Raw genomic sequence first — 25,628 nt, 5'->3', positions numbered from 1 at the left:
GGCTGGATTACCTGGATTACTGGATTACCTGGATTACAGCGGGCTGGTTGGCCGCTAGTGGGACATGTGCTCCTTGGAGGAGATGTGCTCCACCATTTCGCCCACGCGCTGTTCTGCGTAGTGGTTGCGGGCAATATCTCCCTGGCTGATGATGCCTACCAGCTTGTGATCCTTGATGACGGGAAGACGGCGAACCTGATGCTCTTCCATCATGTTGATGGCTTCGTCAACGTTGGCATCAGCGTCAATCCAGTACGGCTTACCGGTGGCGAGTTCGCTTGCCCGGACTTCGCGCGCGTCCCTTCCCTCGGCCAGACACTTGACCACGATGTCGCGGTCAGTGATGAAGCCGGTCAGCCTGCCGTCATTGCCGCAGATGGGAAGTGAACCGCAGTCCAAGTCCCTCATCATGCGGGCGGCGTCCTGAAGAGTCTGGTCCTCCGGAATGCACTGGGCATCCGTCGTCATGAATTCACGTACGACACTCATGGGTCCTCCTTCATCGAATGGGGTTCATCGACGCGGGGTCCTTCGGCTCCGACGCCGATGTTGCCAGCCTACGCTTGGCTGCTGCGGCTGACTAGGCGATCCGGCAGGTTGCCGCGCAGAAAATTTAGATGCCTCCCTAGATATAATCCATTYGGTGGAGTATTCTCGTTTTGGGTTACACACGGCTTCTGGGCATGGCCACTTTCACCCCCTTTGGGACTCCTCACATGCATCGCCCCGCCCTGAACCGTCATGCCGTCCATCTGGTCATCCTGTGATGGACGAACGCATATTGACTGCTTACAGAGCGAGAAAGATCCTCACATGGACACCCCCAACGTCCCCGGCACCCACTACAACCCTGTCCCCAGCAACCCCACTGACATCCCGTTCCCTCCTTCTTCTTCTGGGCCGCACGCTTCTGGACCCCACGCTTTTGGGGCCCAGCCCAGCACGTTGACATGGCCCTCCGAAGACTGGTGGAGGTGCTGGCGCTCCGCTCCCGTGAGCGGCCGCTATGAAGGCAACCAGGCAGGCAATGGCCCTGTCGGCAGTGCGCTGGATCTCCGCTTGGATGTCGATCCCCGTCAGGGCGTGGAATCCCCGGTGCTGAACAAAGTCAGCGGCGATCTATACAGCACCCGCTGGGTTAAAACCGGTGGCGTCAACCAACTCGTGAAGACCTACGTGGAGTCCTGGATTGTGGATACCCCAGTGGTCACCATGACCCGCGCAGATGCACACATCACGGGAACCGTCCGCTTCTGGAAAGGGACGCATCCTGCCTCAACGGTGGAAATCACCGTCTCCTGGTCCCACGGCGCAATCACTGGCGCAGTGGTCACGTTCACGGCCGGCGGCGTTGCCGGGCAGCCATACGCATGTGCCTACCGTTCGGGCTGTTTCCGCGATATGAACCTTGAGCTCGACTACTGCACGTCCGTGGACGTCGAACCCAAAGCGCCCGTCTACAGCACCCACTTACACAACAACCGCCCTGCGGACCTGGCGAACCGGACCATCACCATCGAGTCCGCGTACCGCGACGCGGGCGTCGCCGTCACCATCGATCCGGTCCATACGGTGATCGATGACAGTGCTGCCGGCTTCGCCTCGTGGAACGTCGGCGAACTTCACGATGCCATGGAGACCTCCTTCGGCAAGTTCAACTCCGGATGGCCTGCCTGGAACCTTTGGGGCGTGCAGGCAGGTCTCTTCGACACCGCCGGAGTTGGGGGCATTATGTTCGACGCCGCTGCGGGCTTTGGCGGCGCGGGTCGCGGCCCTGATCGCCAGGGTTTTGCAGTTTTCCGCAACCACTCCTGGTTCACGAACCTGGTCTCCAATCCCACCACGCAGGACCAGGCTTGGGCGATGCGCCACTTCCTGTACACGTGGGTCCACGAGGCAGGGCACGCTTTCAACTTCCTGCATGCGTGGGACAAGGCGAGGCCGGATTCCTTGTCGTGGATGAACTACGACTGGAAATACGATCAGCGCAACGGCACGGATACCTTCTGGGGCAACTTCCGGTTCAGATTCGACGACGACGAACTGCTCCACATGCGCCATGGCGACCGTGCATCCGTGATTATGGGCGGAGACCCGTGGGCTTCCGGTGGGCATCTGGAATCCCCTGCCGGCGCCATGACCGTCTCCGGACCGGGCAGCGATATTGAACTGACCCTCTCAGCCAAGAGCCACTTCGACTACATGGAGCCTGTGTCCATCGAATTCCGCTTACGGAACACCAGCGATGTACCTGTAGTCGTGGATGGCCGCCTGGATCCCAGGTTCGGGAACACCACCGTATACGTGCAGAAGCCGGACGGAACGGTGGTGCTGCACGAATCCGTGGTCTGCTTCTACGGCCTCCCTGAACCGGTGACCTTGGAACCAGCCGCCGGCGTCACGAGCGATGGCAGCGACCGTTACAGCCAACTGGTCCAGCTGGCATTTGGAGTGCAGGGCTTCGCTTTCGATGAGCCCGGCCAGTACCTGGTCCGCGCCATCTATTCCACCGAGGGCATCGTCCAGGCGTCCAACACCTTGCCATTGCGGGTCGGCTTCCCGATCACACGGGAGGAGGACCGGTTTGCACCCGAGTTCTTCACGCGCGAAGTAGGACTCACGCTCGCCTTCGAAGGATCCATGTCGCCGCACCTGAGCAAAGGGCTGGACGCCCTGACCGAGGCAGCCGAGCGGTTCGGCGGCGAGCCTTTGGGCGTCAAGGCGGCCACCGCCGTCGCGCAGTCCGTGGGAGATGACTTCTATCGCCGCAAGGAAGACAAGATGGTTAAGCACCATAGCGCCGATCCCGAGCGGGCACTGGCGCTGACGGATGCCGGGCTCGCGAGTTACCAGAAGGGCAGCGGCGCGGCGAACAACCTGGCCTACCGGAAGCTCGTGGAACTGCGAACGGAGCTGCATGTGAAGGCGGATAACACCGCGGCGGCAAAGTCAGAGGTGGAAACCCTCGCCAAAGATTTGGGCTCCCGCGGCGTGAACCCGACTGTCCTGGCCCAGGTCAAGGACCTGATCCCATCAACTCCGGCGGCCCGTTCCCGCCGGTCGGCTCCGAGGAAGCCTGCCAAATAGTCGTCGGATGGCCGTTTGGTATGTGGCTCCTGCGCAGCCGGCGACGGCGGCATCCCGCCCTTGGTGCCGCCGTCGCGCCCTCTTCTGTTGCAGTTATTCCGCGATGTCCTCGGCCCACAGTTCAGGGTGGTCTTCCTGGAACGTCCGCATCATGTCCACGCAGCGCGGGTCGTCGAGGACCACGACTTCCACACCATGCGAACGCAGGAGGTCGAACTCGCCCGGGAACGTCTCCGCTTCGCCCACCACGACGCGCGGAATCTTGAACTGGATGATGGTCCCCGTACACATCGCACAGGGCGCAAGCGTGGTGTAGAGCGTGGTGTCCCGGTAACTCTTTTGCCGCCCTGCCGCGCGCAACGCGGACATCTCGCCATGCGCGATCGGATCGCCATGCTGGACACGCTCGTTGTGCCCACTCGCGATGACCTTCCCGTCACGGGCCAAAGCGGCGCCGATGGGGATTCCGCCCTCGCTGAGGCTCTTCTGTGCGGCCTCGTAAGCGGCTTCGAAAGCGGGATCGGCGGTGGTACGTGCTGATTCAGTCATGGTGTTCCGTCCTTGGATGTTCTTGGCCGTTGTCCCAGCGTATCCAGCAGGGTTGCTCCCTCGCACTCTTCCCCGCACGGGCTGGCGGACGTAGGCTGTGGTTCGGAGAGCCGGGAAGCCTGGTCGGCCCGCTGGCTGTTGGGCCCGCGGAACGGCTCTGGCATCCGCCTCGGTCGTTGGACCGAGGGACAGGATCAGCCATGTCATCAGCATCAGAACCAGTCATCGACGCTGTACGGCTAGTCAAAACTTTCGGCAGGACCCGTGCCCTGGATGGACTGGATTTGCAGGTCCATGAAGGCGAAGTCCACGGCTTTCTGGGCCCTAACGGTGCCGGGAAATCAACAACCCTGCGTGTCTTGCTGGGACTTATGCGCCCCAGCTCAGGAACCGCGCGGGTTTTCGGTCTGGATCCATGGCAGGATCCGGTCCGCGCTCATCGCGACGTTGCATATGTTCCTGGAGATGTGAGCTTGTGGCCGAACCTTTCAGGTGGGGAAGTCATCGATCTGCTCACCGGGCTGCGTGGGGGCGTCGATGAACGGCTTCGCCGGGACCTCGTTGAGGAGTTTGAGTTGGATCCGCGGCGTAAGGCACGGACGTATTCGAAGGGAAACCGTCAGAAGGTCGCGCTGATCGCGGCGTTCGCCCGCCCGGCGCGCTTGTATCTGCTCGATGAACCCAGCGCCGGTTTGGATCCCGTCATGGAGTCGGTGTTCCGCCGTCAGGTTCAGCGCGTTACCGCAGACGGTGCAACGGTGCTGCTGTCCAGCCACATTCTTAGCGAGGTCGAGCACCTCTGCAAAAGAGTGACGATCATCCGGGCAGGACGGGCCGTGGAGTCGGGGACGCTATCGGAGTTGCGGCACCTGAAGCTCACCCATTTCAGGGTCGAGGCCACCAACTCGGCGTTGTTGACGGCCCTGCCCGGAGTGCAGGACGTCACCACTGACGGTGAGATCGTTGAGTTCGATGTGGACCCGGCCGATCTTGCCACTGTTTTGGAAGCAGCGGCGACCGCCGGGATCAGCGGGCTGACGGTGTCTCCGCCGTCGTTGGAGTCCCTTTTCCTCAGCCACTACGGCAACGCGAACAGCCAGGTGCGCTGATGTCCGGCGAGATGGGACTATTTCTCGTCCAGGCGCGAAGGGAACGCGTGCTGCTGCCGGTCTGGATCCTGGGTATCGCTTTTCTGGGCTTCATCATCGCCAATGCCGTCGCCACTGAATTTGCTGACGAGGCATCCCGGGCGGCGATCATATCTGTGGCCGGGGCAAGCCCGGCGTTCCTGTTCGTCCGCGGACTGCCCGACGGCACCGGCATCGGAGCGGTGGTGTTCTTCCAGGGCTACTCCTTCACCGCTGTCCTGGCAGGACTGATGAGCACGTTTCTGGTCATCCGGCACACCCGCATGGATGAGGAACTCGGAAGGGCAGAGCTGATCGGCTCCGTCCCGGTCCGCAGAGCAGCGCCCCTGATGGCCACCCTGATCCTGGGCGGGATAGCGAATCTGACCTTGGCGCTCTGTGTGGCGGGCGGTTTCCTTGCCGCGGGACTGCCGGGGTCAGGAGCCTTCACGGCAGGAGCCGCCGTGGGTGCCGTCGGGGCATTCTTCGTGGCCGTCAGTGCGGTGGTGGCGCAGATCATGCCCTCGGGCCGGGCAGCCAACGGCGCAGCCGCCGGACTGGTCGGGGCAGCCTATTTCGTGCGCGGCATCGGGGACGCCTTCGGTACCCCATCCTCTGATCTGACCCATGTGACCAGCGGATGGTTTTCGTGGCTCTCGCCCATCGGCTGGGGGCAACGTTCCCGGCCGTTCACGGTCGCAGACCCAACACCGCTGCTGGTCCTGGCCGCCGTGAGCCTTGTTCTGGCCCTGGCGGTCCTGGCGCTCAGGAGTCGAAGGGACCTGGGCGAAAGCCTGTTGCCCGAACATGCCGGACGGGACCGGGCGGCCCTCGGGAGTACCTCCTTTCTGGGCTTGGCGTGGCGCCAACAACGGCTGACCTTGCTGGGCTGGTGCATCTTCTCGGCCCTGCTCGGCAGCATCGCCGGCGGACTTGGACCAGTGGTCACCAACGTCATCGGTGGCAACCAGTCGCTCCGTGAGCTGATCATCCGGCTCGTCCCTGGTGGCCGCGGTGAGCTCATCGACGTCTTCACCACGGCGCTTCTGGGCATCGCGGGCGTCCTGGCCGCGGCTGCCGGCATCCAAGTGGTCCTGCGGCTTAGGGCAGAAGAAGCCGAGGGCCGGGCCGAACTTCTCCTTCCCACACCCCGTTCCCCGGCACGGTGGCTGGCGGCGAACCTGATCCTTTCCGCCGCCTCGGCAGTGGTCGTCGCCGTGGTCGCGGGAACAGCAGCCACCCTGGGGCTTGCCCTCTCAGGGGTGGCAAGCGGGCCGCCGGGCCTGCTGGTTGGTGCTGCCCTGGCTCACGTGCCGGCCGCCGTCGTATTCGTCGCCGTTACATCGGTGGCGTTCGCCACGATCCCCCGGATGAGTATTGCCTTCGGGTGGGGGTTCCTGGCCGTAGGGCTGGTTCTGGGACAGTTCGGCGAACTGATGCGCCTGCCCGCTTGGCTTCAGGATCTCAGCCCGTTCCGGCACACAGCGGCGATGCCCATCGAAACGTTCGACCCCGCAGCTGCCCTCACCATGACCGGCATTGCCGTGGCCGGAGCAGGACTAGCGGCCTACCTGCTCCGACGCCGGGACCTCACCGCGTGAGATCCGCACAGTCTGCCGCATTCTTTGGGTCTGCCGGTGGGGTCCTAAATTGTCGGGGGCCGCTGATAGCTTGGCTTTATGGTCCACTTTGCAGTGGTTCATCCGGCAACAGGGAGTAGGTCACGGTGTTCTTTCTCGATTCGGAGATAGCTGGCGCGCCGCAGGATTTGGTGTTTTCCGCCAGCGATCTTGTCATCGCTGCCACCTGTGAGTACCAGCTGCTCAGGAAACTCGACGAAAAACTGAGCCGCTCCCCCAAGCCTGACTTCGCCTCAGATGCCATGTTGGAGCGGACTGCAAAGCTCGGCGATGTCCACGAGCATCGGGTCCTGGATGAGTTCGTGGCTGAGTTCGGGCCGTGGGACCCGGCTACAGGAAAGGGCGTTTACGACGTCGTTCCCGTCTCCGCCATGGACCGCGCCACCCTTTTGGCCAAGCATGCGGAATCCATCGACGCCTTGCGCTCCGGAGCGGATATCGTGTTTCAGGCCGCATTCTTCGATGGCCATTTCCACGGGCGCTCGGACTTCCTGGTCAAGCGTCCTGGCGGCCAGTACGCCGTCTTCGATACCAAGCTTGCCCGCCATGCCAAGGTCACTGCCCTATTGCAGCTGGCGGCCTACGGCGACCAACTCCTTCATGCCGGTATCGCGCCGGATCCCACAGTCACCTTGGTCCTGGGCAACCGGGTGCACAGCGATCACCCGCTCGCGGAGATTCTGCCGGTTTTCAAAGAACGCCGGGAACGGTTCCTCAAAATGACCACGGCCCACATGGCTTCAGGTCCCGTCGAATGGGGCGACTCCCGTTTCTCCGCGTGCGGCCGCTGCGATTACTGCGCCGAGCAAGTCAAACTGCACCGTGACCTCCTTATGGTTGCCGGTATGCGTATCAGCCGCCGCAAGAAGCTGATGGAAGCCGGGGTCACCACCATCGACCAACTGGCCGCGCTTCCGGAAGTTGGCGACCCCACGCTGCTGCGCCTTCGGGAGCAAGCCCAGCTCCAGACGGGCACAGGAACCCCTGATGGGACCGTGAACTACACGGACAAAGCCGGGGAAGCCAAGGCCGTGAGCTATAAGGTGCTGTCGGATAACACGCTCGGCAGGCTCCCCACTCCGGACCCCGGGGACATCTTCTTTGACTTCGAGGGCGATCCCCTGTGGCAGGATCCAGCCACGGGCAAATGGGGTCTAGAGTACCTTTTCGGAGTCATCGAAAATCCCGTGGAGCCTGGCGCCGAACCGGTTTTTCGCCCGTTCTGGGCACATTCGCGGGCTGAAGAAGGCCAGGCGTTCGTGGACTTCCTTGAGTACGTGGCCAAACGCCGTGCCAGCTACCCCGGCATGCATATCTACCACTATGCTGCCTACGAAAAGACGGCACTGCGCAACCTGTCCTTGACGCACGTGGTGGGCGAAACCGCCGTCGACGACCTCCTGCGCCAAGGCGTCCTGGTGGACCTCTACGACACCGTCCGGCACAGCATTCGCGTGTCAGAGAACTCGTACAGCATCAAAAAGCTCGAGCCCCTGTATATGGGCCAGCATTTGCGCTCCGGTGATGTCACCGACGCCGGAGCCTCCGTGGTTGCCTACGCCGACTACTGCACCGCACGGGACACAGACAACGCTGACCAGGCTGCCGCCATTCTGGAAAGTATCAGGGACTACAACGAGTACGACTGCCTCTCAACGTTGGAGTTGCGCAACTGGCTCCTTGCCCGCGCCGCCGAGCGGTCCATCGTGCCGCAGGGCTCGGCCGGCGACGACGCCGGGGATGGAAAAGAGTCAGACGGGTCCGAGGACTCACAGACCGCAGCTGAACCGAAGAAATACGAGGCCGCACCGGAAGAAACCGTCCTGCTGGACTACGTTGCCGCGCTGCCGGATGAGGAAAGGGTGTCCCCCGATTCCCGAGCCATAGCGATTGTGGCAGCGGGCGTTGGATATCACCGGCGTGAGGACAAACAATATTGGTGGTCGCACTTCGACCGCTTGGAAAAGCCAGTGTCCCAGTGGGAGGACGGCCGCGATATTTTCACGGTGGAGCAGGCTGTGGTGCTGAAGGACTGGGCCAAACCAACGCCTCGCAGTCGCCCTGCCCGGATCGTGAAACTGCTCGGCCGTTCCGGGGACGGCGCGGGATTGGAGCCCGGCAAGACGTATTTCCGCATGTACGGTCCGCCCCTGCCCGATGCCTTGGTGGCAAATGAATCCTCCGTGTTCGGCCGTGCTGGCTGGTGGGGCACGGACGTCATTGAGGTCGGGGAGACGGACGACGCCGAGACAGTCACCATCTGCGAAGGACTTCGCAAGGACTCCACGGAGTTTAGCCAGCTACCAATGGCGCTAACGCCAGACAATCCGATTCCGACGAACGGCCAGAGGGCTGCTCTTGCAGCATTGGCCAGCAGGCTAAGGGATTCCCTGCCGGAATGGCCTCAAGATCCAGCGTTGGACCTGGTGCGAAGGAAGCCGCCAAAACTACGTAGCCTTCAATCTCTGCCTGCCGTCGAACCGGGCCCTGATGGCTACGTCGACGCCATCACTGCAGCAGTAAAGGCCCTGGACCATTCCTACCTGGCCGTCCAGGGCCCTCCCGGCAGCGGAAAGACGTATGTGGGGGCCCACGTGCTGGCCAGGCTGGTGGCAGATGGCTGGAAAGTCGGCGTCGTGGCCCAGTCCCATGCCGTGGTGGAGCATATGCTCTGCGCTGCCGTGGAGAAAGCAGGAGTGGATCCACAACGCGTGGCCAAGGAAGTGAAACACGGTGAACCGGTGCCGTGGAGTGCGTGCGCCAAGGCCGACGTCAGCGACATCTTGTCCAAACCGGGCGGTGCTCTGGTCGGCGGTACTGCGTGGGCCATGGTAGGCAAGGAAGTTCCGGCTGGCTCGCTGGATCTGCTGGTCATTGACGAGGCCGGCCAGTTCTCCCTGGCGAACACGATGGCCGTGAGCCGCGCAGCAAAACGCCTCCTGCTGTTGGGTGATCCCCAGCAACTACCGCAAGTCACCCAGGGCAAACACCCTGAACCCGTGGACGAATCTGCGCTGGGGTGGTTGTCGGCTGGTTACAACACGTTGCCCCCCGAACTCGGTTATTTCCTCGCGTTGTCCTGGCGGATGCATCCCGCCCTATGTGACGCAGTCTCCGAGCTCTCCTATGACAACCGACTCGAAGCAGCGCCGGCCGCATCACTTCGCCACTTGGAAGGTGCCAGCCCTGGCATTTCCTGTGTGTATGTCCCGCATACGGGCAACTCGACGTCATCGCCGGAGGAAGCCGCAGAGGTTGTCCGTCAGGTCCAGGCACACGTGGGCCTGCCGTGGACTGACCCCTCTGATGCCCCGGCGAGCCGGCCTCTCGAGGAAACCGACATCTTGGTGGTCGCGGCTTACAACGCCCAAGTACAACTGATCAAGCACGAGCTCCGCGCAGCGGGGTTGGCAAAAGTGCGGGTAGGAACGGTAGATAAGTTCCAAGGCCAGGAAGCACCGCTGGTCATCGTCTCCATGGCCGCGTCAGCAGCAGGGGAAGTGCCGCGCGGAATGGAGTTCCTGCTCTTACGCAACCGAATCAACGTGGCGGTGTCGCGGGGGCAGTGGCGTGCCGTCGTCGTGCGTTCGCCTGAACTGACCAACTACCTCCCGACGCACCCGGAGGGTCTGGAAAACCTTGGCGGCTTTGTGGCCCTATGCCAGCGTGGGGTCACCTAAGCGCACACCCGGCCCAAGTAGCTGGCATTTGTGGTTGTTCCCAGCACTGGGAACAACCACAAATGCCAGTCAGATGGGGAGGGCGAGGGCTTCGTCCAACACACGGCCGAAGTTTGTGGCCTCGTGCGCGAAGCGGCCCAGGAAGAGACCGGAGACACCATGCAGCTGCGGCAAGAGACCTGGTTTGGCCGAGCCGCCGTAGATGATGGGCAACTCGGCCAATCCGTGGGCACCGAGCAATGCCCGCAGTGCAGCTACAACCTGGGAAACATAAGCAGCCGACGCCGGCTGTGCAGCGCCGATCGCCCACACGGGTTCGTAGGCGATCACCAAGTGGGAAGCAGCCGACCAGTCTCCGGACACGGCCGCCTTGACCTGACCAAAGACGGTAGCTGCGGCATCTTCAGGTTCAGCGAGCACGGACTCCCCGACGCACAGCAATGGCGTCAGGCCGGCGTCGACGGCGGCACGAAGCTTCAGGGCTACCATCGCATCGTCTTCGGCAAAGTACCGACGCCGTTCGGCATGGCCGATCTCCACCAGGCCGACGCCAAGTTCGGCCAGCATCGACGGTGAGACTTCGCCAGTCCACGGCCCATCCGACCAGCCACAGTTCTGGGCCCCGAGGACCAAGGGCGAACCCTGAATCATCGCGGACGCTGTGGGCAGCACCGGGAATGACGGGATCACAAACGGGACCACCCGCCCGGCCCCAAGGGCCGGACGGGCGTCCACTTCTGCCAGCAACTGCTCCAGCCACGCCAAACTCTGCGCATAACCCATGTACATCTTGGTACTGACCCCAATAAACAAGGGGCCTGTAAGGGCAGCACTACTCACGGTTACTTGTCCAGCAACTCGTCGGCCTTGTTGGTGAAGGCCCGGGTGCCGAACATCATCACCGCGGCCAGGAACGGCAGGACACCCAGAGCGTACACACCCATGGTGCCCGTGTCCGAGGCTGTGACCTGGTTGACCGTGGTGCGAAGGATCGGTGCGACGAAACCGCCGAGGTTGCCCAGGGAGTTGATCAGCCCGATACCCGCAGCCGCAGCAGTTCCGGTGAGGAACGCCGTCGGATATGACCAGCAGATGGGACCGGTGGACAGGAAGCTGCACACCGCGAGGCTGATGAAGATGATGCCGAGCGCCGGAAGGTGGTTGGCGCCGGCCCAGGCGGAACCGAAGATGCAGAGCCCTGTGGAGACGAACAATGCTGTGCCCCAGCGGCGGCGACGTGCAACCGTGTTTGCCGCCTTGCCAACGAAGTAGCAGGCAAAGATCCCGAAGAACCACGGGATAGCGGCCAGGAGTCCGACGGCGAGCCCCACCTTTTGGCCGGTGAGCTGGGACACCTGCTGCGGCAAGTAGAACGTGACGCCGTAGACCGCGATCTGCAGGCAGAAGTAGATGACGGTGAAGTACCAGACACGGCCGTTGCGCATGGCAGCCAGGACGCCGCGCGGACCTGATTCTTCCTTGACGGTGTCTTCCAGTGCCATGACATCTGTCAGGGCAAGCTTCTCTTCTTTGCTCAGGAACTTGGCATCCTGTGGGCTGTTGATGAGGAAGAAGAAGGACGCGATGCCGGCCACAATGGCCAGCGAACCTTCAACGAAGAACATGACCTGCCATCCGGCGACCCCGGGAACCTGGTCGCCGATGTTGATGAGCCACCCGGACAGCGGAGCCCCAAGCATCTGGGAGAGAGGCTGAGCCAGGTAGAAGATGGCGAACATCTTCACGCGGACTTTGTTGGGGAACCAGGCGGCGAGGAACATGATGACGCCTGGGAAGAGTCCTGCCTCGGTGACACCCAGCAGGAAGCGGAGGATGATGAACGAGGTCTCGCCTTGCACGAAGGCGAAGCACGCGGACACTATGCCCCAGGTGATGGCGATGCGGGCAAGCCAGACTTTGGCGCCGAACTTGGTAAGCAGCAGGTTGCTGGGGATCTCGAACAGTGCATAGCCGATGAAGAAGATACCGGCACCCAGGGCATAAGCACCTGCTGTGATGCCTTTGTCCACCCCAAGGGCAGCTTCGGCGAAGCCCACATTGGTGCGGTCAAGGAATGCCACCACGTACAGGATGACAAGCATCGGCATCAGCCGCCGAGAAGCCTTGGATATGGCCGATTTCAGAATCGGTGAATCCAGCAACTCCTTGGTGGAAGTTGAGGCAACGGACATTGAAACTCCTCTTTGAGCAATCAGTTGGGGTTGAGATGGCTAACGCAGCGCGCCATCAGCGCGGGAAGAAAATGAGCACCATGCCCACTGCGCAGGCAAGGATGCCCACGGCAAGGTAGATCTTGCGTTCTCGGGTCCAGGCCTTCATGGCTGCCCCCTAGTGCATGTACAGACCGCCATCCACATTCAGCGTCTGGCCGGAGATGTATCCGGAGTCCTCGCTGATGAGGAAGGCGATGGCAGCGGCGATGTCCCGGGTGGAGCCCACGCGGTTCACCACGAGGTCCTTGGTCAGTTCGTCCTTGCGTTCCTGGCTCAGCGTGCCGCCCATGATGTCGGTATCGATGGGGCCCGGTGAGATCGCGTTGACCGTGATGTCGTATTCGCCCAGTTCCCGGGCCGTGGCACGGGTCAAGCCGATGACACCGGCTTTGGCAACCGAGTAGGGGGTCTTGGAGAACGTTCCGCCACCGCGCTGGGCAGAGACCGAGGAGATGTTCACGATACGGCCGATCCGGTTCTTCACCATGGATTCGGCCACGCGACGTGTGGCGTAGTGGACACCGTTGAGGTTGATGCTCAGCACGCGGTCCCACTCGGCCGGTTCGAGTTCCAGGTAGCCGATGGGTGAGCTGACGCCGGCAACGTTGGCCAAGGCGACGATCTGCGGCAGCTCGGCTTCCAGTTCATCGATCGCAGCCCGGACTTCGGTTTCGCTGGCGACGTTCGCGCCGACTCCGTGGGCCTGGACCCCGTATTCTGCAGCAACTTCCTTCGCTGCAGCCTTGCAGGCGGCGTCATCAAGATCGATGATGCCGATGTTCCAGCCTTGGGCGGCCAAGTAGTTCACTGTTGCGCGGCCGATGCCGCGCTCGGAAACGGCGCCGGTGACGATGGCGGTACGTTCAGCTGGGAAAGTGCTCATGAAGGATCTCCTAAAAAAGAACTAGTTGATGGGTGCCGGGCCAAGCTCTTCAATGAGCTTTTGCATGGCGACGTAGGCCTTGTTCCGATACGCGATGAGTTCCGGCGTGCGCTCGGCCGGGACGTTGAGGAAACCGGCACCGGTCTTGGTGCCGAGCTTGCCTGCCTCCACGAGGTCCGACAGGATCTTCGGCGTTGCAAACCGCTCCGGGAAGCCGGTCTGCAGGGACTTGTAGCAGAAGTTGTAGACGTCCAAACCGGCCATGTCCGCGATCGCGAAGGGACCAAAGAACGGCAAGCGGAAGCCGAACGTCGTGCGCACCAGGGTGTCGACGTCGTCCGCTGTTGCGATGCCCTGCTCCACCAGTTGCGCAGCTTCGTGGAACAGCGCGTACTGCAGGCGATTGAGCACAAAACCCGTAACGTCCTTCACGACGGCGGTCTGCTTACCGGCCGCGTGAACCAGCTCGCGGGAAGCGGCTACCGAGGCGGCGGCAGTGCCGGCGTGCGGAATGACCTCCACGCCGGGGATAAACGGCGACGGGTTGGAGAAGTGAATGCCCAGGAACCGCTCCGGGTTGGTCACGGCTTCTGCCAGGGCGGCAATGGAAATCGTGGACGTGTTGGAGCCAATCAGGGCATCCGGCTTGGCCGCGGCGCTGATCCGGGCCAGGGTCTGGTGCTTGATTTCCAGGACCTCGGGAACGCATTCCTCGATGAAGTCCGCATCAGCAACGGCTTCCTCGATGTCCTTCGCAGCCCACAGGTTCTGCTTGAGGATTTCAGTGGATCCCGCCGGGAACAGACCATCGGCGATGAACTGTTCGGATTCGACCAGCAGGCGGTCGAAATTCTTCTGCGCGATCTCGGCAGACACATCGGCCAAAGCCACGCGCGCCCCACCGAGCGCCAGGACCTGGGCGATGCCGCCGCCCATGTAACCAGAGCCTACGACGGCGATCTTCCGGGCTGCGCTTTCCGCGGTGCCTTCGGTTGCTTCAGGAACGGTCATGATCAAACTGCCTTCGTGTAGTCGGGCTCGTAGGAGCAAATGGCGTCCACCTTGGCGGCGGAGGATGAATTTTGGTCAAAGCGGTGGCCGAGCCATTCCCCTACCAGCTTCTTGGCCAGTTCCAAGCCAATCACCCGTTGCCCGAGCGTGAGGACCTGCGCGTTGTTGCTCAGCACGGACCGTTCCACCGAGTAGCTRTCGTGGGCCGTAACCGCACGGATTCCGGGGACTTTGTTGGCCGCAATGGCCACGCCCAGCCCGGTGCCGCAGATCAGGAGGGCTCGATCAAAGTCACCGTCAGCTACCTTGCGGGCGGCGTCGACGGCGACGTGGGGATAGGCCGTGGAATCGTTGGCACCCACTCCGACATCGGTTACAGATGCAACGCGCGGGTCGGATTCCAACAGTGCCAGGAGTGCTTGCTTGTATTCCACACCAGCTTCGTCATTGCCGACGACGATGCGCCAGCCTTGTGTATCGCTCATTCTCAGGCTCCGTTTCCGGCCGGAGCCGCTGAAGCAGCGCTGGCCAGTAGTGAATCGATGTGTTGGGAGATCCTCGTGGCGATCAGGCCAAAGGAGACCGCGCCGGGATCCGGGTGGCCGAGGCTCTTCTCGGCCAGTGGGCGCGCCCGGCCCTTGAGCGGCCGTAGTTCAGCGGTCTGCGCGGCAGCCAATTCAGCAGCCGCAGCAGCTGCTGCCAGTGCCCGATCCACCGGAGCACCGCCGTCGAGCTCGGTCAGGAACGCGTCCCGGAACGGCAGGAGGGCGTCCACCATGGTCTTGTCTCCGGGCTCGGCCTTGCCGAGTTCGGTGATGGCCAGGACGAAGGCATTCACGGCGTCGCCGGCATCCGAGGAGCTGTACGTTTCACGGTTCCCGAGCGACTGCCCGGCCGCAATGACCGCCGAGCCCCACAATGCGCCCGAAGTTCCGCCGGCACGTTCGCTCCATGCTTCGCCGGCCGCGAGGAGGATTCGCGCTACCGATGAGCCCGATGCGGCTTCGCCTGCAGCGGCCGCAGCGTCGACGCCACGACGCATGCCGATTCCGTGATCACCGTCGCCGGCGATAGCGTCCAGCTTGCCGAGCTCGTCTTCGTGTTCGACGACGACGTCACGCACCTGGGCGAGGATGGCCACTGCCTGCCGCCCGAGTTCCGCCGCCGCCGGGGTGGGCTGTTCGACCTCGGCGGTTTCGGCGTCGACGATCAGTGCCTCGGCGCGTGCTGCACGGGGCGCCATGCTGCCCTTGCGGAAAGCGGGGGTATCGGCGGGCGCGGCCCAATATTGTTCGAGTTCATCGTCCAGCCAGAGCAGCGTCAGGGACAGTCCGGACATGTCCAAACTGGTCACCAGCTCGCCGCATTCCGGTTCAACAACGGTGAGACCAGCGCCGGTGAGCAGCTTCTCGACCTTGCCGAACAGCAGGAAGAGCTCGTCATACTTCACCGTGCCCAGGCCGTTCACGATCGCCACCACGCGGTCCCCGGCGTCGTCGGGCTTGTCCGCGAGCAGCTTGGAAACCAGGAGTTTGGCGAGCTCGGACGCCGTGGGCATCGGGTGCTCGGAGATCCCAGGCTCACCGTGGATCCCGAGGCCCAGCGACATCTGCCCGGCAGGAACGTGGAACAGCGGATCCTTGGCACCCGGAAGAGTGCAGCCGTCGAAGGCCACGCCCAGGGAGCGAGTGCGGTAGTTGGTTTTGATGGCCAAACGCTCGACGTCGTCGAGGTTCAGTCCCGCTTCGGCGGCGGCGCCGGCAATCTTGAAGACCGTCAGGTCGCCTGCAATGCCGCGGCGCTTCTCGAGTTGATCGATCGGCGCGCTCGCGATGTCGTCCGTGACGGTGACAGTGCGCGTTTCGATGCCCTCGGCGTTGAGGCGGAGCTGCGCCTGGCCGAAGTGCAGGACATCCCCAGCGTAGTTGCCGTAGCTCAGCAGAACTCCGCCTCCAGCATTGGCCGCTTTGGCCACGCGGTACACCTGGCCAGCTGCCGGGGAGGCGAACATGTTGCCGCAGGCCGAGCCCGTTGCGAGTCCGGGGCCGACCAATCCGGCGAAGGCCGGGTAGTGTCCGGAACCGCCGCCGACCACCAACGCCACCTGACCGGCAGGTACTTCGGTGGAGCGGACCACGCCGCCATCCACCCGGGCAACATAGCCGCGGTTGGCGGCAACGAAGCCATCCAATGCTTCATCGGCAAAGTCTGCCGGGTTGTCGAAAATCTGTGTCATTCCTTAGACTCCTGCGAGCTGGTTTACCGGTGCCTGGCGTCCTTGTGCTACGTGGCTCGTGCCGAGTGTGTAACCCTCGGTCTTGGGCAGGACGTGGCGGCGCAGGTATTCCTGGTTGCTGGCCGTGACGCTGAGGCCGTCGCCACCGTAGTGCTCGGTGCAGAGGATGCCCTGGAAACCGACCGAGAGAGCGAACTTGAACGCCTCGCGGTAGTTGATCAGGCCGCTTTCCATGGGTGCCGGCATGGTGATGTAGCTGTCGCGGGCCACATCTTCGTCGCGGATGTAATTCTTCATGTGCCAATAGTTGGAGTACGGCAGGGTCTTGGCCACCATCCCGCGCCAGTCCTCGATGGGACGGTGAAGGCGGATGAGGTTGCCGAGGTCCGGGTTGAGGCCGACGTTGTCCAAACCGATGTCCTGAACCAACTGCACGGATGAATCTGCAGTCCCGAGGTAGGTGTCCTCGTACATTTCCAGGGAGATGAGGATGCCGGCCTCTGCTGCATGCTTGCCGAGTTCACGAAGGCGGGAGACGGCGTTGCCCCACAGTTCCTTGTCCCCTACCGGGTCCTTGTATCCCTCCACGGTCCAGAACCACAACTGCTTCTGCTGCTCCGGGGTGAGGGCCTGGTGAAGACCAAAAGACACGACCTCGCAACCAAGCTCTGCAGCGGCGTCGATGGTGCGGTGGCTGTAGGCGAGGTTGTCGGCCCAGTCCGTCTGGTGGATGACGCTGCGGCGGATTGCGGAAATGACCGGCACTCCGATGCCCACTTCGTCTGCCGTCTGCTTGAACTCGGTCAGGCGCTCGTTGCTGAGATCGCCCGGACGGACCCAGCTGTCCGTGAGGTCGGCGTTGGCAAAGCCCGCCTCCTTCACTTCCTGCAGGACGGCAGCCCAAACGGAAGCATCGGCGTCGTTCACGTGTTGTCCTGCAGCGTCTGCCCCGGGGAACTGCAGGAGGGCCGCGGTGATGGGCCAATTCTCGGCGGTATACGCCATGATGATCACTCCTTCGTGGAATCCTGTTTCCTATAGGATTTATGATCCAAGCAAAGCTGTCAACCCTTTTCGCGAAACTTCCTAGATCCTATATGTCTTACATATTTCTGTGAAGGGGCTCACTCAGCGCATGAAAAAGGCCCGCCGCACCAGCGACGAGCCCTTATCAAGCAGCAGTATTCAGTCCTCCGGCGCGTCAGCAATGGCCCGACCCCGCACCTTTTCCACGTGATTGACCATTGCGTCGGCCGCTTTCCCGGGGTCCCCGCTCGTCATCGCGTCGAGGACGGCTTGGTGCTCGGCGATAGCCTGCTCCGCGTCAGTGATGCCGACTCCCCCAAACAAACGGAAGCGCTGGATCTGCCCGCCCAAGGTGTTGTAAGCGGCGAGCAGGAACTGATTCCTGGCTTGCGCCGCGATCAATTGGTGGAAGCGCTCGTCAGCCTCAAGGTAGCTGCGGTACTCAGCAAACGTGCCGCCCCGGGGTGCAGTCTTGAGATCCTCGACCGCTTGCTTCAGGGCGTCCAGGCCTTCCGACGTCATGCGCTCGCACGCAAGGCGGGCATTCACGGGCTCAATCGAAAGCCGGGCTTCCATGAGTTCAGCGAAATCCTCGCGTGTGAACACGGGAGCTACCCGATATCCCTTCAACGCCACGCGCCGCACCATGCCCGTATGCTCCAGTCGCGCCAACGCTTCACGCACCGGGGTGGGAGAAACGTCCAGTTCCCGCGCCATTCCGTCGATGCTGACGGCGGCCCCGGGTTCGAGCCGACCATCCATGAGCCACTCGAGGAGGGCTTCATAAACGTGGTCGGCCAACACCTGGCGGCTGACGGGAAAGCCCGGGCGGGGAAGAGCCGGCGAAGGTTCAGACATGCCACAAATCCTATAGGAAGCAGGACCTGACTTACCCAACTAGGTCGCAGTTGAGCGCGTTCTGAGCACGCAAAACGCGCTCAACTGCGACTTACTTGGGTGGCCACACGTTAAACCACGACGTCGGCACTACGCTGAGTGCCGACGTCGTGGTTTTGCCTGGGGTGGTGCGCTTTTAGTTCGCGTAGAACGGGTAGTCCGTGTAACCCTCGGCGCCCTCGCCGTAGAAGGTGGAGGCATCGGGCTCGTTGAGCGGGAGGCTTTCACGCCAGCGGCGGGCGAGGTCCGGGTTGGCAATGGCCGGACGGCCCACCACAACGGCATCGGCGAGGCCATCGGCGACGATTGCCAAGGCTTCATCGCGCGTCGTGATTTCGCTGAAACCGGTGTTCACCAGGAACGTGCCGTTGAAGCGCTGGCGAAGATCCTGGACCAGGGAGCCCTGCGGGTTGTGGTGCAGGATGCTGAGGTACGCCAGGTTGAGCGGCGCTATAGTTTCCACCAGCACTTCATAGGTAGCGCGAACGTCCGCGGCATCCGTCTCGGCGATGCCCTGCACATTGTGTTCAGGGGAGATCCGGATGCCCACGCGGTTGGCGCCCAGTGCCTCAACCACGGCATTGACGGTCTCGATCACAAAGCGCGCACGGTTCTCCGGGGAGCCACCGTAGCTATCGGTGCGGACGTTCGAGTTGGGTGCAAGGAATTCATGCAGCAGGTATCCGTTGGCGGAGTGGAGTTCCACGCCGTCGAATCCTGCCTCAATGGCGTTCTTTGAGGCCGTGACAATATCCTGGATGACTCCCGGGAGCTCGTCCGTGCGGAGTTCCCGCGGCACCGGGTACGGCTGCTTGCCGTTGGGAGTGCGGACATCGCCGTCGATGGCAAGGGCACTCGGGCCCACGATTTCGTGGCCGCCCGTGATGTCCGCATGGGACACGCGGCCGCCGTGCATGATCTGGGCAAAAATACGTCCGCCTTCAGAGTGAACGGCATCGGTGACCGTCTTCCAGCCTGCAATCTGCGCGTCCGTGACCAAGCCAGGCTGGCCCGGGTACGACTGACCGGCCGGCGTCGGGTATGTTCCCTCGCTGACAATCAGCCCAAGGGAGGCGCGTTGCCGGTAGTGCTCAGCGATCAGTGAACCCGGAATTCCATCAGCGCCAGCCCGCAGCCGGGTCAGCGGCGCCATCACCAGTCGGTTGGGAAGTTCCAGCTCACCAAGGGCCAAGGGGGAAAACAGCATGCGCAGTTCCTTTCAGAATGAATCGGGGTTCACTCTGGGCAACTGTGCAGCGTATGCAACTATTCCGGATGAGTGGCAGATCACATGGCTTAGCCCTGGCCCCGCAGCCTCATCGAATCATCGAAGCACTCGCAAAGGGCCAGCACGGCAACGAGGTGCGCTTCTTCGGCATGGGGCGGATCGGTGTCGATGCAAATGGCTTCGTTGACAGCCTGGGCAAGGTCCTTGGACTCCCTGCCTGTCAACGCCCACACCCGTGCCCCGGCAGCTTTGGCAGCGGCAGCGGCCTCGCGGAGATCGTCCGTGATTCCCTTCGCAGCGAGCAGCACCACGATGTCGCCCTGCCGAACCGAGCCTCGGATCTGGTCACTGAGGCTTCCGCGGGCCCCGTCGTTGGCGCTATTGCTGACAGATAAGGCCTTGAAGGCAGAGCCATCGCCGGGCGAACCATTTTTGGCATCGTGAGCCGCGAGTTCGGAGGTGAATCTCTGGGCTTCGTGCGCAGAACCATCGCTGCCGGCAGCAAACACGCTACCGCCACGGAGGCGTACTCGGGCCAGTTCTTCTCCCCATTCAGCGAGCCGCGACGATTCACGGCGCAGGGCCGCTACAGCTGGGCCGATCTCGCCCAAATGGCCAAGAACGACGTCAACTGCATGCCTGTTCTGCCTTGAATCCATCGGGCGCACCACCTGTCCCGGTCGCCTTACCACGATGCTCACTTCCTGCCTCCGATTCACCGTAGGAACTTACACGTTCCTATCTCCGTCCCGCCTGGAACCGTCCCGCACAGAATCGTCCCGGGTAGAGCCCTCCCGCGTAGAACGCTCTCGTAAAGGCTCTTCCCTGACGGCGCTTTCCCGTGCCGAGCGATCCCGCGTAAGCCGTTCATCGCTCGTATCCATGTCACGGTCACGTCCACGATCCGTGTCGTTCTCCCGGTCACGGCCAGTTCTGACGTCCGGGTCCACTTTGTCGGCATGGCGCAGGTGCTCTTCAACGCGCCCGCTCGCTTCATCTGCCTTCTCCGCGTGCCGGTTCGCTTCGCGCCGAAGCCGGTTGGCCTCGACTTCTGCCTGAACGGCCGCTGCCTCGGCTTGTGCCGACTGGGCCTTCGCCTGATGTGCGCCGACGGCTTCCTGGTCTGCCTTCTCGCGCAATTCCCCTGCGCGACGGCGATTGACTTCGGCCTTCTTCTTGCGCCCAACTACCACCGCAATGATCACAGCTGCGACTACGACGACGGCCAACACGATGATCAATACCAGTTGCCCCGTATCCATGTGGATTGCCTCCCTCGTGAACGGCTTTGTTTGGGCGCCGTCCCTAGCCCATGCTGTGCTTAGTACCCAAAGTTGTACCCATCCCGTGTTCGTTCCAAACGCTTTCTGATCACGTGGACATCTCCTACCAGCTTAACACCAATTATCAGGTTACTTACTAAATCGAAGGCGCAGGTGACCGACGCAGTCACCGGAGGGCCGCCGTCGTCCGCTGTTTGATCGCCTAGGAGCGCGTTTAGCTACCCGTCGGCTCTGGATGTTCCCTGGCGCGTTTCTCCTCCGGCGTCTCGCCGCTTTCATCAGGGATGAAGGTTGGGTCCACTTCGGTAGTGAAGTCACCCGTCCCGGGGCTGCTGTCCTCATGCTCGACGTCGGCAGGTACCGCGGGTTTTGAGGCTTCAGTAGGCGCTGAGGTTTCGGAAGGTGTTTGGTCCGGTTCGCTCGGTTCTTCGCTCATAGCCATCAATGTAGGCCGGGCATCAAGGGCTGTCGAGGCTACTGGAGACCTTGTGCGCCGCTGCCAACTCTGCTTCGCTGGGATGGTCTCCTGCAGCGCGGGACACCTCCAGCCCCCAAAGCAGGGAGAGCGATTGTGAAAGCAGTGACGTGGCAGGGAAGGCGCTCATTGAGCGTCATTGATGTCCCCGATCCCACCATCCAGGAACCAACGGACGTCATTGTCCGAATAACATCTTCAGCCATTTGCGGCTCGGACCTGCACCTCTATGAAGTCCTGGGCCCCTACATGCACAAGGGCGACGTCATCGGCCACGAGCCCATGGGAATCGTGGAAGAAGTGGGCTCGGAGGTCCACCGGCTCCAGAAGGGCGACCGGGTAGTCGTGCCCTTCAACATCTCCTGCGGCCGGTGCTACATGTGCAACCAAGGCCTTCAGTCCCAGTGCGAAACCACGCAAGTCAAAGCCAAGGGCACAGGGGCTGCACTCTTTGGATACTCAGAACTCTATGGCTCCGTCCCAGGCGGCCAGGCACAGTACCTGCGCGTGCCTTTCGGAGACTACGGACCCATCAAAGTAGATTCCGACCTCCCCGACGAGCGCTACCTGTTCCTCTCCGACATCCTTCCCACTGCATGGCAGGCCGTCGAATACGCCAACGTCCCCGAGGGCGGCACCTTGGCAGTGCTCGGACTCGGTCCCGTGGGCCAGTTCGCCTCCAGAATTGGCGTCCACAAGGGTTTCCGCGTCATTGGTGTGGATCCCGTTCCTGAGCGCCGGGCAATGGCGGAAGCACACGGAGTGGAGACCATGGACTACAGCCCGGACGTAGCCGCCACAATCCGCGAGGAGACTCTCGGCCGTGGCCCGGACGCGGTGGTGGATGCAGTGGGTATGGAAGCCCATGGTTCACCGGTGGCCTCATTCCTGCACCGGGCGGTTTCCCTGCTCCCTGACAAGCCGGCACAGGTAGCCATGGAGACCATGAGCGTGGACCGCCTTGCTGCCCTCCACACGGCAGTGGATCTGGTGCGGCGCGGCGGGACTATTTCACTCAGCGGCGTTTACGGCGGCCAGGCCGATCCCATGCCGCTGATGACCATGTTCGACAAGCAAGTCCAACTCCGCATGGGGCAATGCAACGTCCGCAGTTGGACTGACCAGCTGCTCCCCCTGGTAGAGGACGACGCCGATCCGCTGGGAGTCATGCATCTGGTCACCCACACGGGTGGTCTGGACGACGCACCTGACTTGTACGAAAAGTTCCAGAAGAAGCAGGACGGCTGCATCAAGGTGGTGCTCAAGCCCTGACTTCTTGGAAGATCCTCTCGACCGGAGGGAACCGGTGGCTGGCGGCTTAGGCGAGGTGCTTTCCGCCGGTCACTCCAATGACTGATCCGGAAATGTAGCTGGACTCGTCTGTTGCCAGCAGGACATACGTGGCGGCAAGTTCAGCAGGCTGACCGGCCCGGCCGAGAGGTGTGTCCTGACCGAACTTTACGATCTTCTCCTCCGGCTGTGTTGGTGGCTGCAAGGGCGTCCACACCGGCCCGGGAGCTACGGCATTGACCCGGATTCCCTTGGGGCCCAGGGATTCTGCCAACGAGAACGTCATGCTGTTGATGGCGGCCTTGGTGGCGGCGTAATCAATCAGCGAGGGACTCGGGTGGTAACCCTGGATCGATGAGGTGTTGATGATCGAGGCCCCCGGGTGCAAATGGGGCAAAGCTGCTTTCGTAAGCCAGAAGAGAGCGTACACGTTGCTCTTAAAGGTCCGGTCGAACTGTTCGCTGCTGAGGTCTTCGATTCCCTGGCTTGTAGTCATCTGGAAACCTGCGTTGTTGACCAGAACGTTCAGCCCATCGAATTCTTGGAGGGTTTGGGCGATGACTTCCTGACAGAAATCCTCGTCCCTCAGATCCCCTGGAAGCGCGAGGGCACGGCTGCCCGCGGCCTCGATGAGCTGGACGGTCAATTCGGCGTCCTGCTCCTCTTCCGGCAAATACGTGAACGCCACATCTGCACCTTCGCGGGCGAAGGCAATGGCGACGGCTTTCCCAATCCCGCTGTCGCCGCCCGTAATCAAGGTCCGGAATCCCATCATGCGATGATGGCCCACATAGCTATGCTCCCCGTGGTCCGGCCGCGGGATCATTGCCTCGGTCCAGCCCGGATAGTCCTGGGTTTGCGGCTCGAACTCCCCCGACGGATACATAGTCCGTGGATCCGACGCATCTTCAGGATCCTCCGCGGGGTTAAGGACGTGGTTTTCCAAAGCCATCGCGATGTCCTCGTCGAGGTCGGTTGTTGACTCGGCCCGCTCAGATTGCCCGGCCCGCTCGGATCCCTCGGCCTGCTCAGATTCCTCGGTCGGCCCTGTCTCTTCGTTGCGCTCGTCCTGTGCCATGCCTCATTCTAAGCATCCTGACTATTCGTGCGCAGCGTCAGCCCAACTAGGGGACAGCAATCGTCGCTATGAGGGCTCATAGGAACATGTGCTGTCCCCCAGTTGGGTCAAGCGCGCCTACTTCTGGGCTGGCAGCACCAGGGCGCCCGACTTGTCCGTAGACAAGGCGAGGGAGGAGATGAAGCGGGGTTCGCCGTCGGGTCCGTCCTGGCCTGAGCGGAGCATGTCCGGGCGTTCGAACTCAAGGCCGGTGACGTGGCAGAGGAGCTTCTCGTCGCTGGGGTTTCCATCGGCGTCGAACATGGGCAGATCAATTCCGTCGTCTGTGCGGCGCAGGTAGTAGCGACCGCGCGTCGCCAAAGCCAGGACCGGCGGAAGTACCAAAGCCAGGCCGACGGCGAAGATCGGCGAATACGGTTGGACTCCAACCCCGAAAGCCCCAAAGAAGACCGCGATGGAGATGCCTGCGGACACCAGCATGGACACGAACCCGACCGGGTTGACGGCGTAGAGCATGCCCCGACGGAACTCAGGAACCTTAGGCGAGATCTTCAAGAGATACTTGTTGATGGCGATATCGGACGCCACAGTGACCACCCAGGCCATGGCGCAGTTCGCGTAGAACCCAAGGATCGTGTTGAGGAACTCGAACATGTTCGACTCCATGAGGATCAACGCGATTACCAGGTTGACCACCACGAACACCATCCGGCCGGGGTAGGTCTTGGTGATGCGGGTGAACGAATTGGTCCAGGCAAGTGAGCCGGAATAGGCGTTGGTGACGTTGATTTTGATCTGCGAAATAACCACCAGCACAACGGCCAGTGACATCGCGAGCCAGGCCGGCATCATCTCCTGGTACACGCCCAGGAACTGGTGGACGGGTTCGTTGGCGTGGACGGAGGCGGCGGGATCGAGCCTGGCGATCAAGTAGATGGCAATGAACATTCCCACAACCTGTTTGATGGCACCAAAAATAACCCAGCCCGGTCCGGCGAGAATCACGGCACGCCACCAAGCACCCTTGTTCTCCGCGGTCTTGGGTGGCATGAAGCGCAGGTAATCGATCTGCTCTGCGATCTGGGCCATCAGCGAGAGGCAGACTCCAGCGGCCAGCATCACGGAGGCGAGATTAGTGCCGCCCTCGCCCGAAGCGCCCGTGTAAGCGAAGAAGGCGTCGATGCTGTCCGGGTGTGAGAGCAGCAGATAGCCAACGGGAACCACCATGAGCAGCAACCACAAAGGGGTGGTCCAGACTTGCAAAGTAGCCAGCGTCTTCATCCCGTAGATCACCAGCGGAATGATGATGATCGTGGAAACAGCGTAGCCAAGCCACTGCGGGACACCGAGCCCCAATTGCAGGCCCTGGGCCATGATGGAGCCTTCGAGGGCAAAGAAGATAAAGGTGAAGGTGGCGAAAATGATGTTTGTGACCACTGACCCGTAGTAGCCAAAGCCTGACCCACGGGTGATGAGGTCAAGATCGATGTTATAGCGGGCGGCGTAATACGCCAGCGGAAAGCCGGTGGCGAAGATGATCACCGCGGCCACGATGATGCCGAAAATGGCGTTCACGGTGCCGTAGGCGATGCCGATGTTTGCCCCGATGGAGAAGTCAGCCAGGTAGGCGATCCCGCCAAGGGCACTGGTCGCCACCACACCGGCGCTCCACTTCCGGTAAGAGCGTGGGGCGAACCGGAGCGTGTAATCTTCCAGGCTCTCCTTTGCCGCGCTCATCGCATCGGCGTTCCCCGCCGTCGTAGCTCTTTGGGTGTCTGTCAGAACGTCGCTCATCCGTGCTCACTTTCGAAATTCGTGGTCGGTGCTTCGCCAACGACGCTAGTCACGCAGCGGGTCAAATCAGTCACAACGATGTTTCACAGCTGTAACTTCTGCACCAGCCG

General features: G+C 62.3%; 21 protein-coding genes. 5 read left to right on the top strand and 16 right to left on the bottom strand.

Annotated elements, in window-relative coordinates:
• Positions 1-54: 54 nt before the first annotated feature.
• The gene (locus tag AB4Y87_RS00225; RefSeq protein ID WP_442002488.1) at positions 55-489 is read right to left on the bottom strand and encodes a CBS domain-containing protein; all 435 of its coding nucleotides are present in this window, start codon (positions 487-489) and stop codon (positions 55-57) included.
• Positions 490-813: 324 nt separating this feature from the next.
• On the opposite strand from AB4Y87_RS00225, the gene AB4Y87_RS00220 reads away from it, so the two are divergent.
• Positions 814-3,087 (top strand): hypothetical protein, encoded by a 2,274-nt coding sequence (locus tag AB4Y87_RS00220; protein WP_442002487.1) that lies wholly within the window; start codon positions 814-816, stop codon positions 3,085-3,087.
• Positions 3,088-3,180: 93 nt separating this feature from the next.
• Here AB4Y87_RS00220 and AB4Y87_RS00215 read toward each other — a convergent pair whose 3' ends face one another.
• Positions 3,181-3,636 carry a nucleoside deaminase gene (locus tag AB4Y87_RS00215; RefSeq protein WP_442002486.1) on the bottom strand — a complete coding sequence of 152 codons (456 nt, stop codon included), beginning with the start codon at positions 3,634-3,636 and terminating at the stop codon, positions 3,181-3,183.
• Between the two features lie 200 nt (positions 3,637-3,836).
• On the opposite strand from AB4Y87_RS00215, the gene AB4Y87_RS00210 reads away from it, so the two are divergent.
• The 3 genes from AB4Y87_RS00210 (at position 3,837) to AB4Y87_RS00200 (ending at position 10,083) form a co-directional block, all read left to right on the top strand.
• A complete protein-coding gene (locus AB4Y87_RS00210) occupies positions 3,837-4,745 on the top strand; it encodes an ABC transporter ATP-binding protein (protein ID WP_442002485.1) in 909 nt (302 codons plus the stop codon).
• On the top strand, positions 4,745-6,364 hold the full coding sequence (locus AB4Y87_RS00205; protein WP_442002484.1) for an ABC transporter permease: 1,620 nt from the start codon (positions 4,745-4,747) through the stop codon (positions 6,362-6,364). The genes AB4Y87_RS00210 and AB4Y87_RS00205 overlap by 1 nt, the downstream gene beginning before the upstream one ends.
• Positions 6,365-6,489: 125 nt before the next feature.
• On the top strand, positions 6,490-10,083 hold the full coding sequence (locus AB4Y87_RS00200; RefSeq protein WP_442002483.1) for a TM0106 family RecB-like putative nuclease: 3,594 nt from the start codon (positions 6,490-6,492) through the stop codon (positions 10,081-10,083).
• A gap of 69 nt (positions 10,084-10,152) precedes the next feature.
• On the opposite strand, the gene AB4Y87_RS00195 is transcribed toward AB4Y87_RS00200, so the two are convergent.
• The 12 genes from AB4Y87_RS00195 to AB4Y87_RS00140 form a co-directional block, all read right to left on the bottom strand.
• The gene (locus AB4Y87_RS00195) at positions 10,153-10,923 is read right to left on the bottom strand and encodes a triose-phosphate isomerase family protein (protein ID WP_442002482.1); all 771 of its coding nucleotides are present in this window, start codon (positions 10,921-10,923) and stop codon (positions 10,153-10,155) included.
• 2 nt (positions 10,924-10,925) lie between these two features.
• Positions 10,926-12,275, bottom strand: coding sequence for an MFS transporter (locus tag AB4Y87_RS00190; protein ID WP_442002481.1), 1,350 nt, complete (start codon positions 12,273-12,275; stop codon positions 10,926-10,928).
• Positions 12,276-12,432: 157 nt separating this feature from the next.
• Positions 12,433-13,200, bottom strand: a complete 768-nt coding sequence (locus tag AB4Y87_RS00185) for an SDR family NAD(P)-dependent oxidoreductase (protein ID WP_442002480.1) — start codon at positions 13,198-13,200, stop codon at positions 12,433-12,435.
• Between the two features lie 21 nt (positions 13,201-13,221).
• Entirely contained in the window at positions 13,222-14,211 is a 990-nt protein-coding gene (locus AB4Y87_RS00180) for a 3-hydroxyacyl-CoA dehydrogenase family protein (protein ID WP_442002479.1), read from the bottom strand.
• A 2-nt stretch (positions 14,212-14,213) separates the two neighbouring features.
• The gene (locus AB4Y87_RS00175; RefSeq protein ID WP_442002478.1) at positions 14,214-14,696 is read right to left on the bottom strand and encodes a ribose-5-phosphate isomerase; all 483 of its coding nucleotides are present in this window, start codon (positions 14,694-14,696) and stop codon (positions 14,214-14,216) included.
• Positions 14,697-14,698: 2 nt separating this feature from the next.
• On the bottom strand, positions 14,699-16,447 hold the full coding sequence (dhaL, locus tag AB4Y87_RS00170; RefSeq protein WP_442002477.1) for a dihydroxyacetone kinase subunit DhaL: 1,749 nt from the start codon (positions 16,445-16,447) through the stop codon (positions 14,699-14,701).
• Positions 16,448-16,450: 3 nt separating this feature from the next.
• The gene (locus tag AB4Y87_RS00165) at positions 16,451-17,452 is read right to left on the bottom strand and encodes a sugar phosphate isomerase/epimerase family protein (RefSeq protein ID WP_442002476.1); all 1,002 of its coding nucleotides are present in this window, start codon (positions 17,450-17,452) and stop codon (positions 16,451-16,453) included.
• A 180-nt stretch (positions 17,453-17,632) separates the two neighbouring features.
• Positions 17,633-18,331 carry a GntR family transcriptional regulator gene (locus tag AB4Y87_RS00160; RefSeq protein WP_442002475.1) on the bottom strand — a complete coding sequence of 233 codons (699 nt, stop codon included), beginning with the start codon at positions 18,329-18,331 and terminating at the stop codon, positions 17,633-17,635.
• Positions 18,332-18,506: 175 nt separating this feature from the next.
• Positions 18,507-19,577, bottom strand: a complete 1,071-nt coding sequence (locus AB4Y87_RS00155) for an alkene reductase (protein ID WP_442002474.1) — start codon at positions 19,575-19,577, stop codon at positions 18,507-18,509.
• A gap of 89 nt (positions 19,578-19,666) precedes the next feature.
• Complete coding sequence (locus AB4Y87_RS00150; RefSeq protein ID WP_442002473.1) at positions 19,667-20,257, bottom strand: SIS domain-containing protein; 591 nt, start codon at positions 20,255-20,257, stop codon at positions 19,667-19,669.
• Positions 20,258-20,326: 69 nt separating this feature from the next.
• The gene (locus AB4Y87_RS00145) at positions 20,327-20,860 is read right to left on the bottom strand and encodes a hypothetical protein (protein WP_442002472.1); all 534 of its coding nucleotides are present in this window, start codon (positions 20,858-20,860) and stop codon (positions 20,327-20,329) included.
• A gap of 235 nt (positions 20,861-21,095) precedes the next feature.
• The gene (locus AB4Y87_RS00140; RefSeq protein ID WP_442002471.1) at positions 21,096-21,317 is read right to left on the bottom strand and encodes a hypothetical protein; all 222 of its coding nucleotides are present in this window, start codon (positions 21,315-21,317) and stop codon (positions 21,096-21,098) included.
• Positions 21,318-21,452: 135 nt separating this feature from the next.
• Between AB4Y87_RS00140 and AB4Y87_RS00135 the strand changes: the two genes are divergently transcribed.
• The gene (locus AB4Y87_RS00135; protein WP_442002470.1) at positions 21,453-22,628 is read left to right on the top strand and encodes a zinc-dependent alcohol dehydrogenase; all 1,176 of its coding nucleotides are present in this window, start codon (positions 21,453-21,455) and stop codon (positions 22,626-22,628) included.
• A gap of 46 nt (positions 22,629-22,674) precedes the next feature.
• On the opposite strand, the gene AB4Y87_RS00130 is transcribed toward AB4Y87_RS00135, so the two are convergent.
• Both AB4Y87_RS00130 and AB4Y87_RS00125 read right to left on the bottom strand, forming a co-directional pair.
• Positions 22,675-23,598: an SDR family oxidoreductase gene (locus AB4Y87_RS00130; RefSeq protein ID WP_442002701.1), complete on the bottom strand. Its 924-nt coding sequence runs from the start codon at positions 23,596-23,598 to the stop codon at positions 22,675-22,677.
• Between the two features lie 243 nt (positions 23,599-23,841).
• Complete coding sequence (locus AB4Y87_RS00125) at positions 23,842-25,518, bottom strand: purine-cytosine permease family protein (RefSeq protein WP_442002469.1); 1,677 nt, start codon at positions 25,516-25,518, stop codon at positions 23,842-23,844.
• Between the last annotated feature and the right edge of the window lie 110 nt (positions 25,519-25,628).

It is taken from the genome of Paenarthrobacter sp. RAF54_2 (genome assembly GCF_052113945.1).
Taxonomy (GTDB): domain Bacteria; phylum Actinomycetota; class Actinomycetes; order Actinomycetales; family Micrococcaceae; genus Arthrobacter.
Note: the sequence above shows the minus strand (reverse complement) of the source record. Positions and strands in the feature narration are given on the sequence as shown.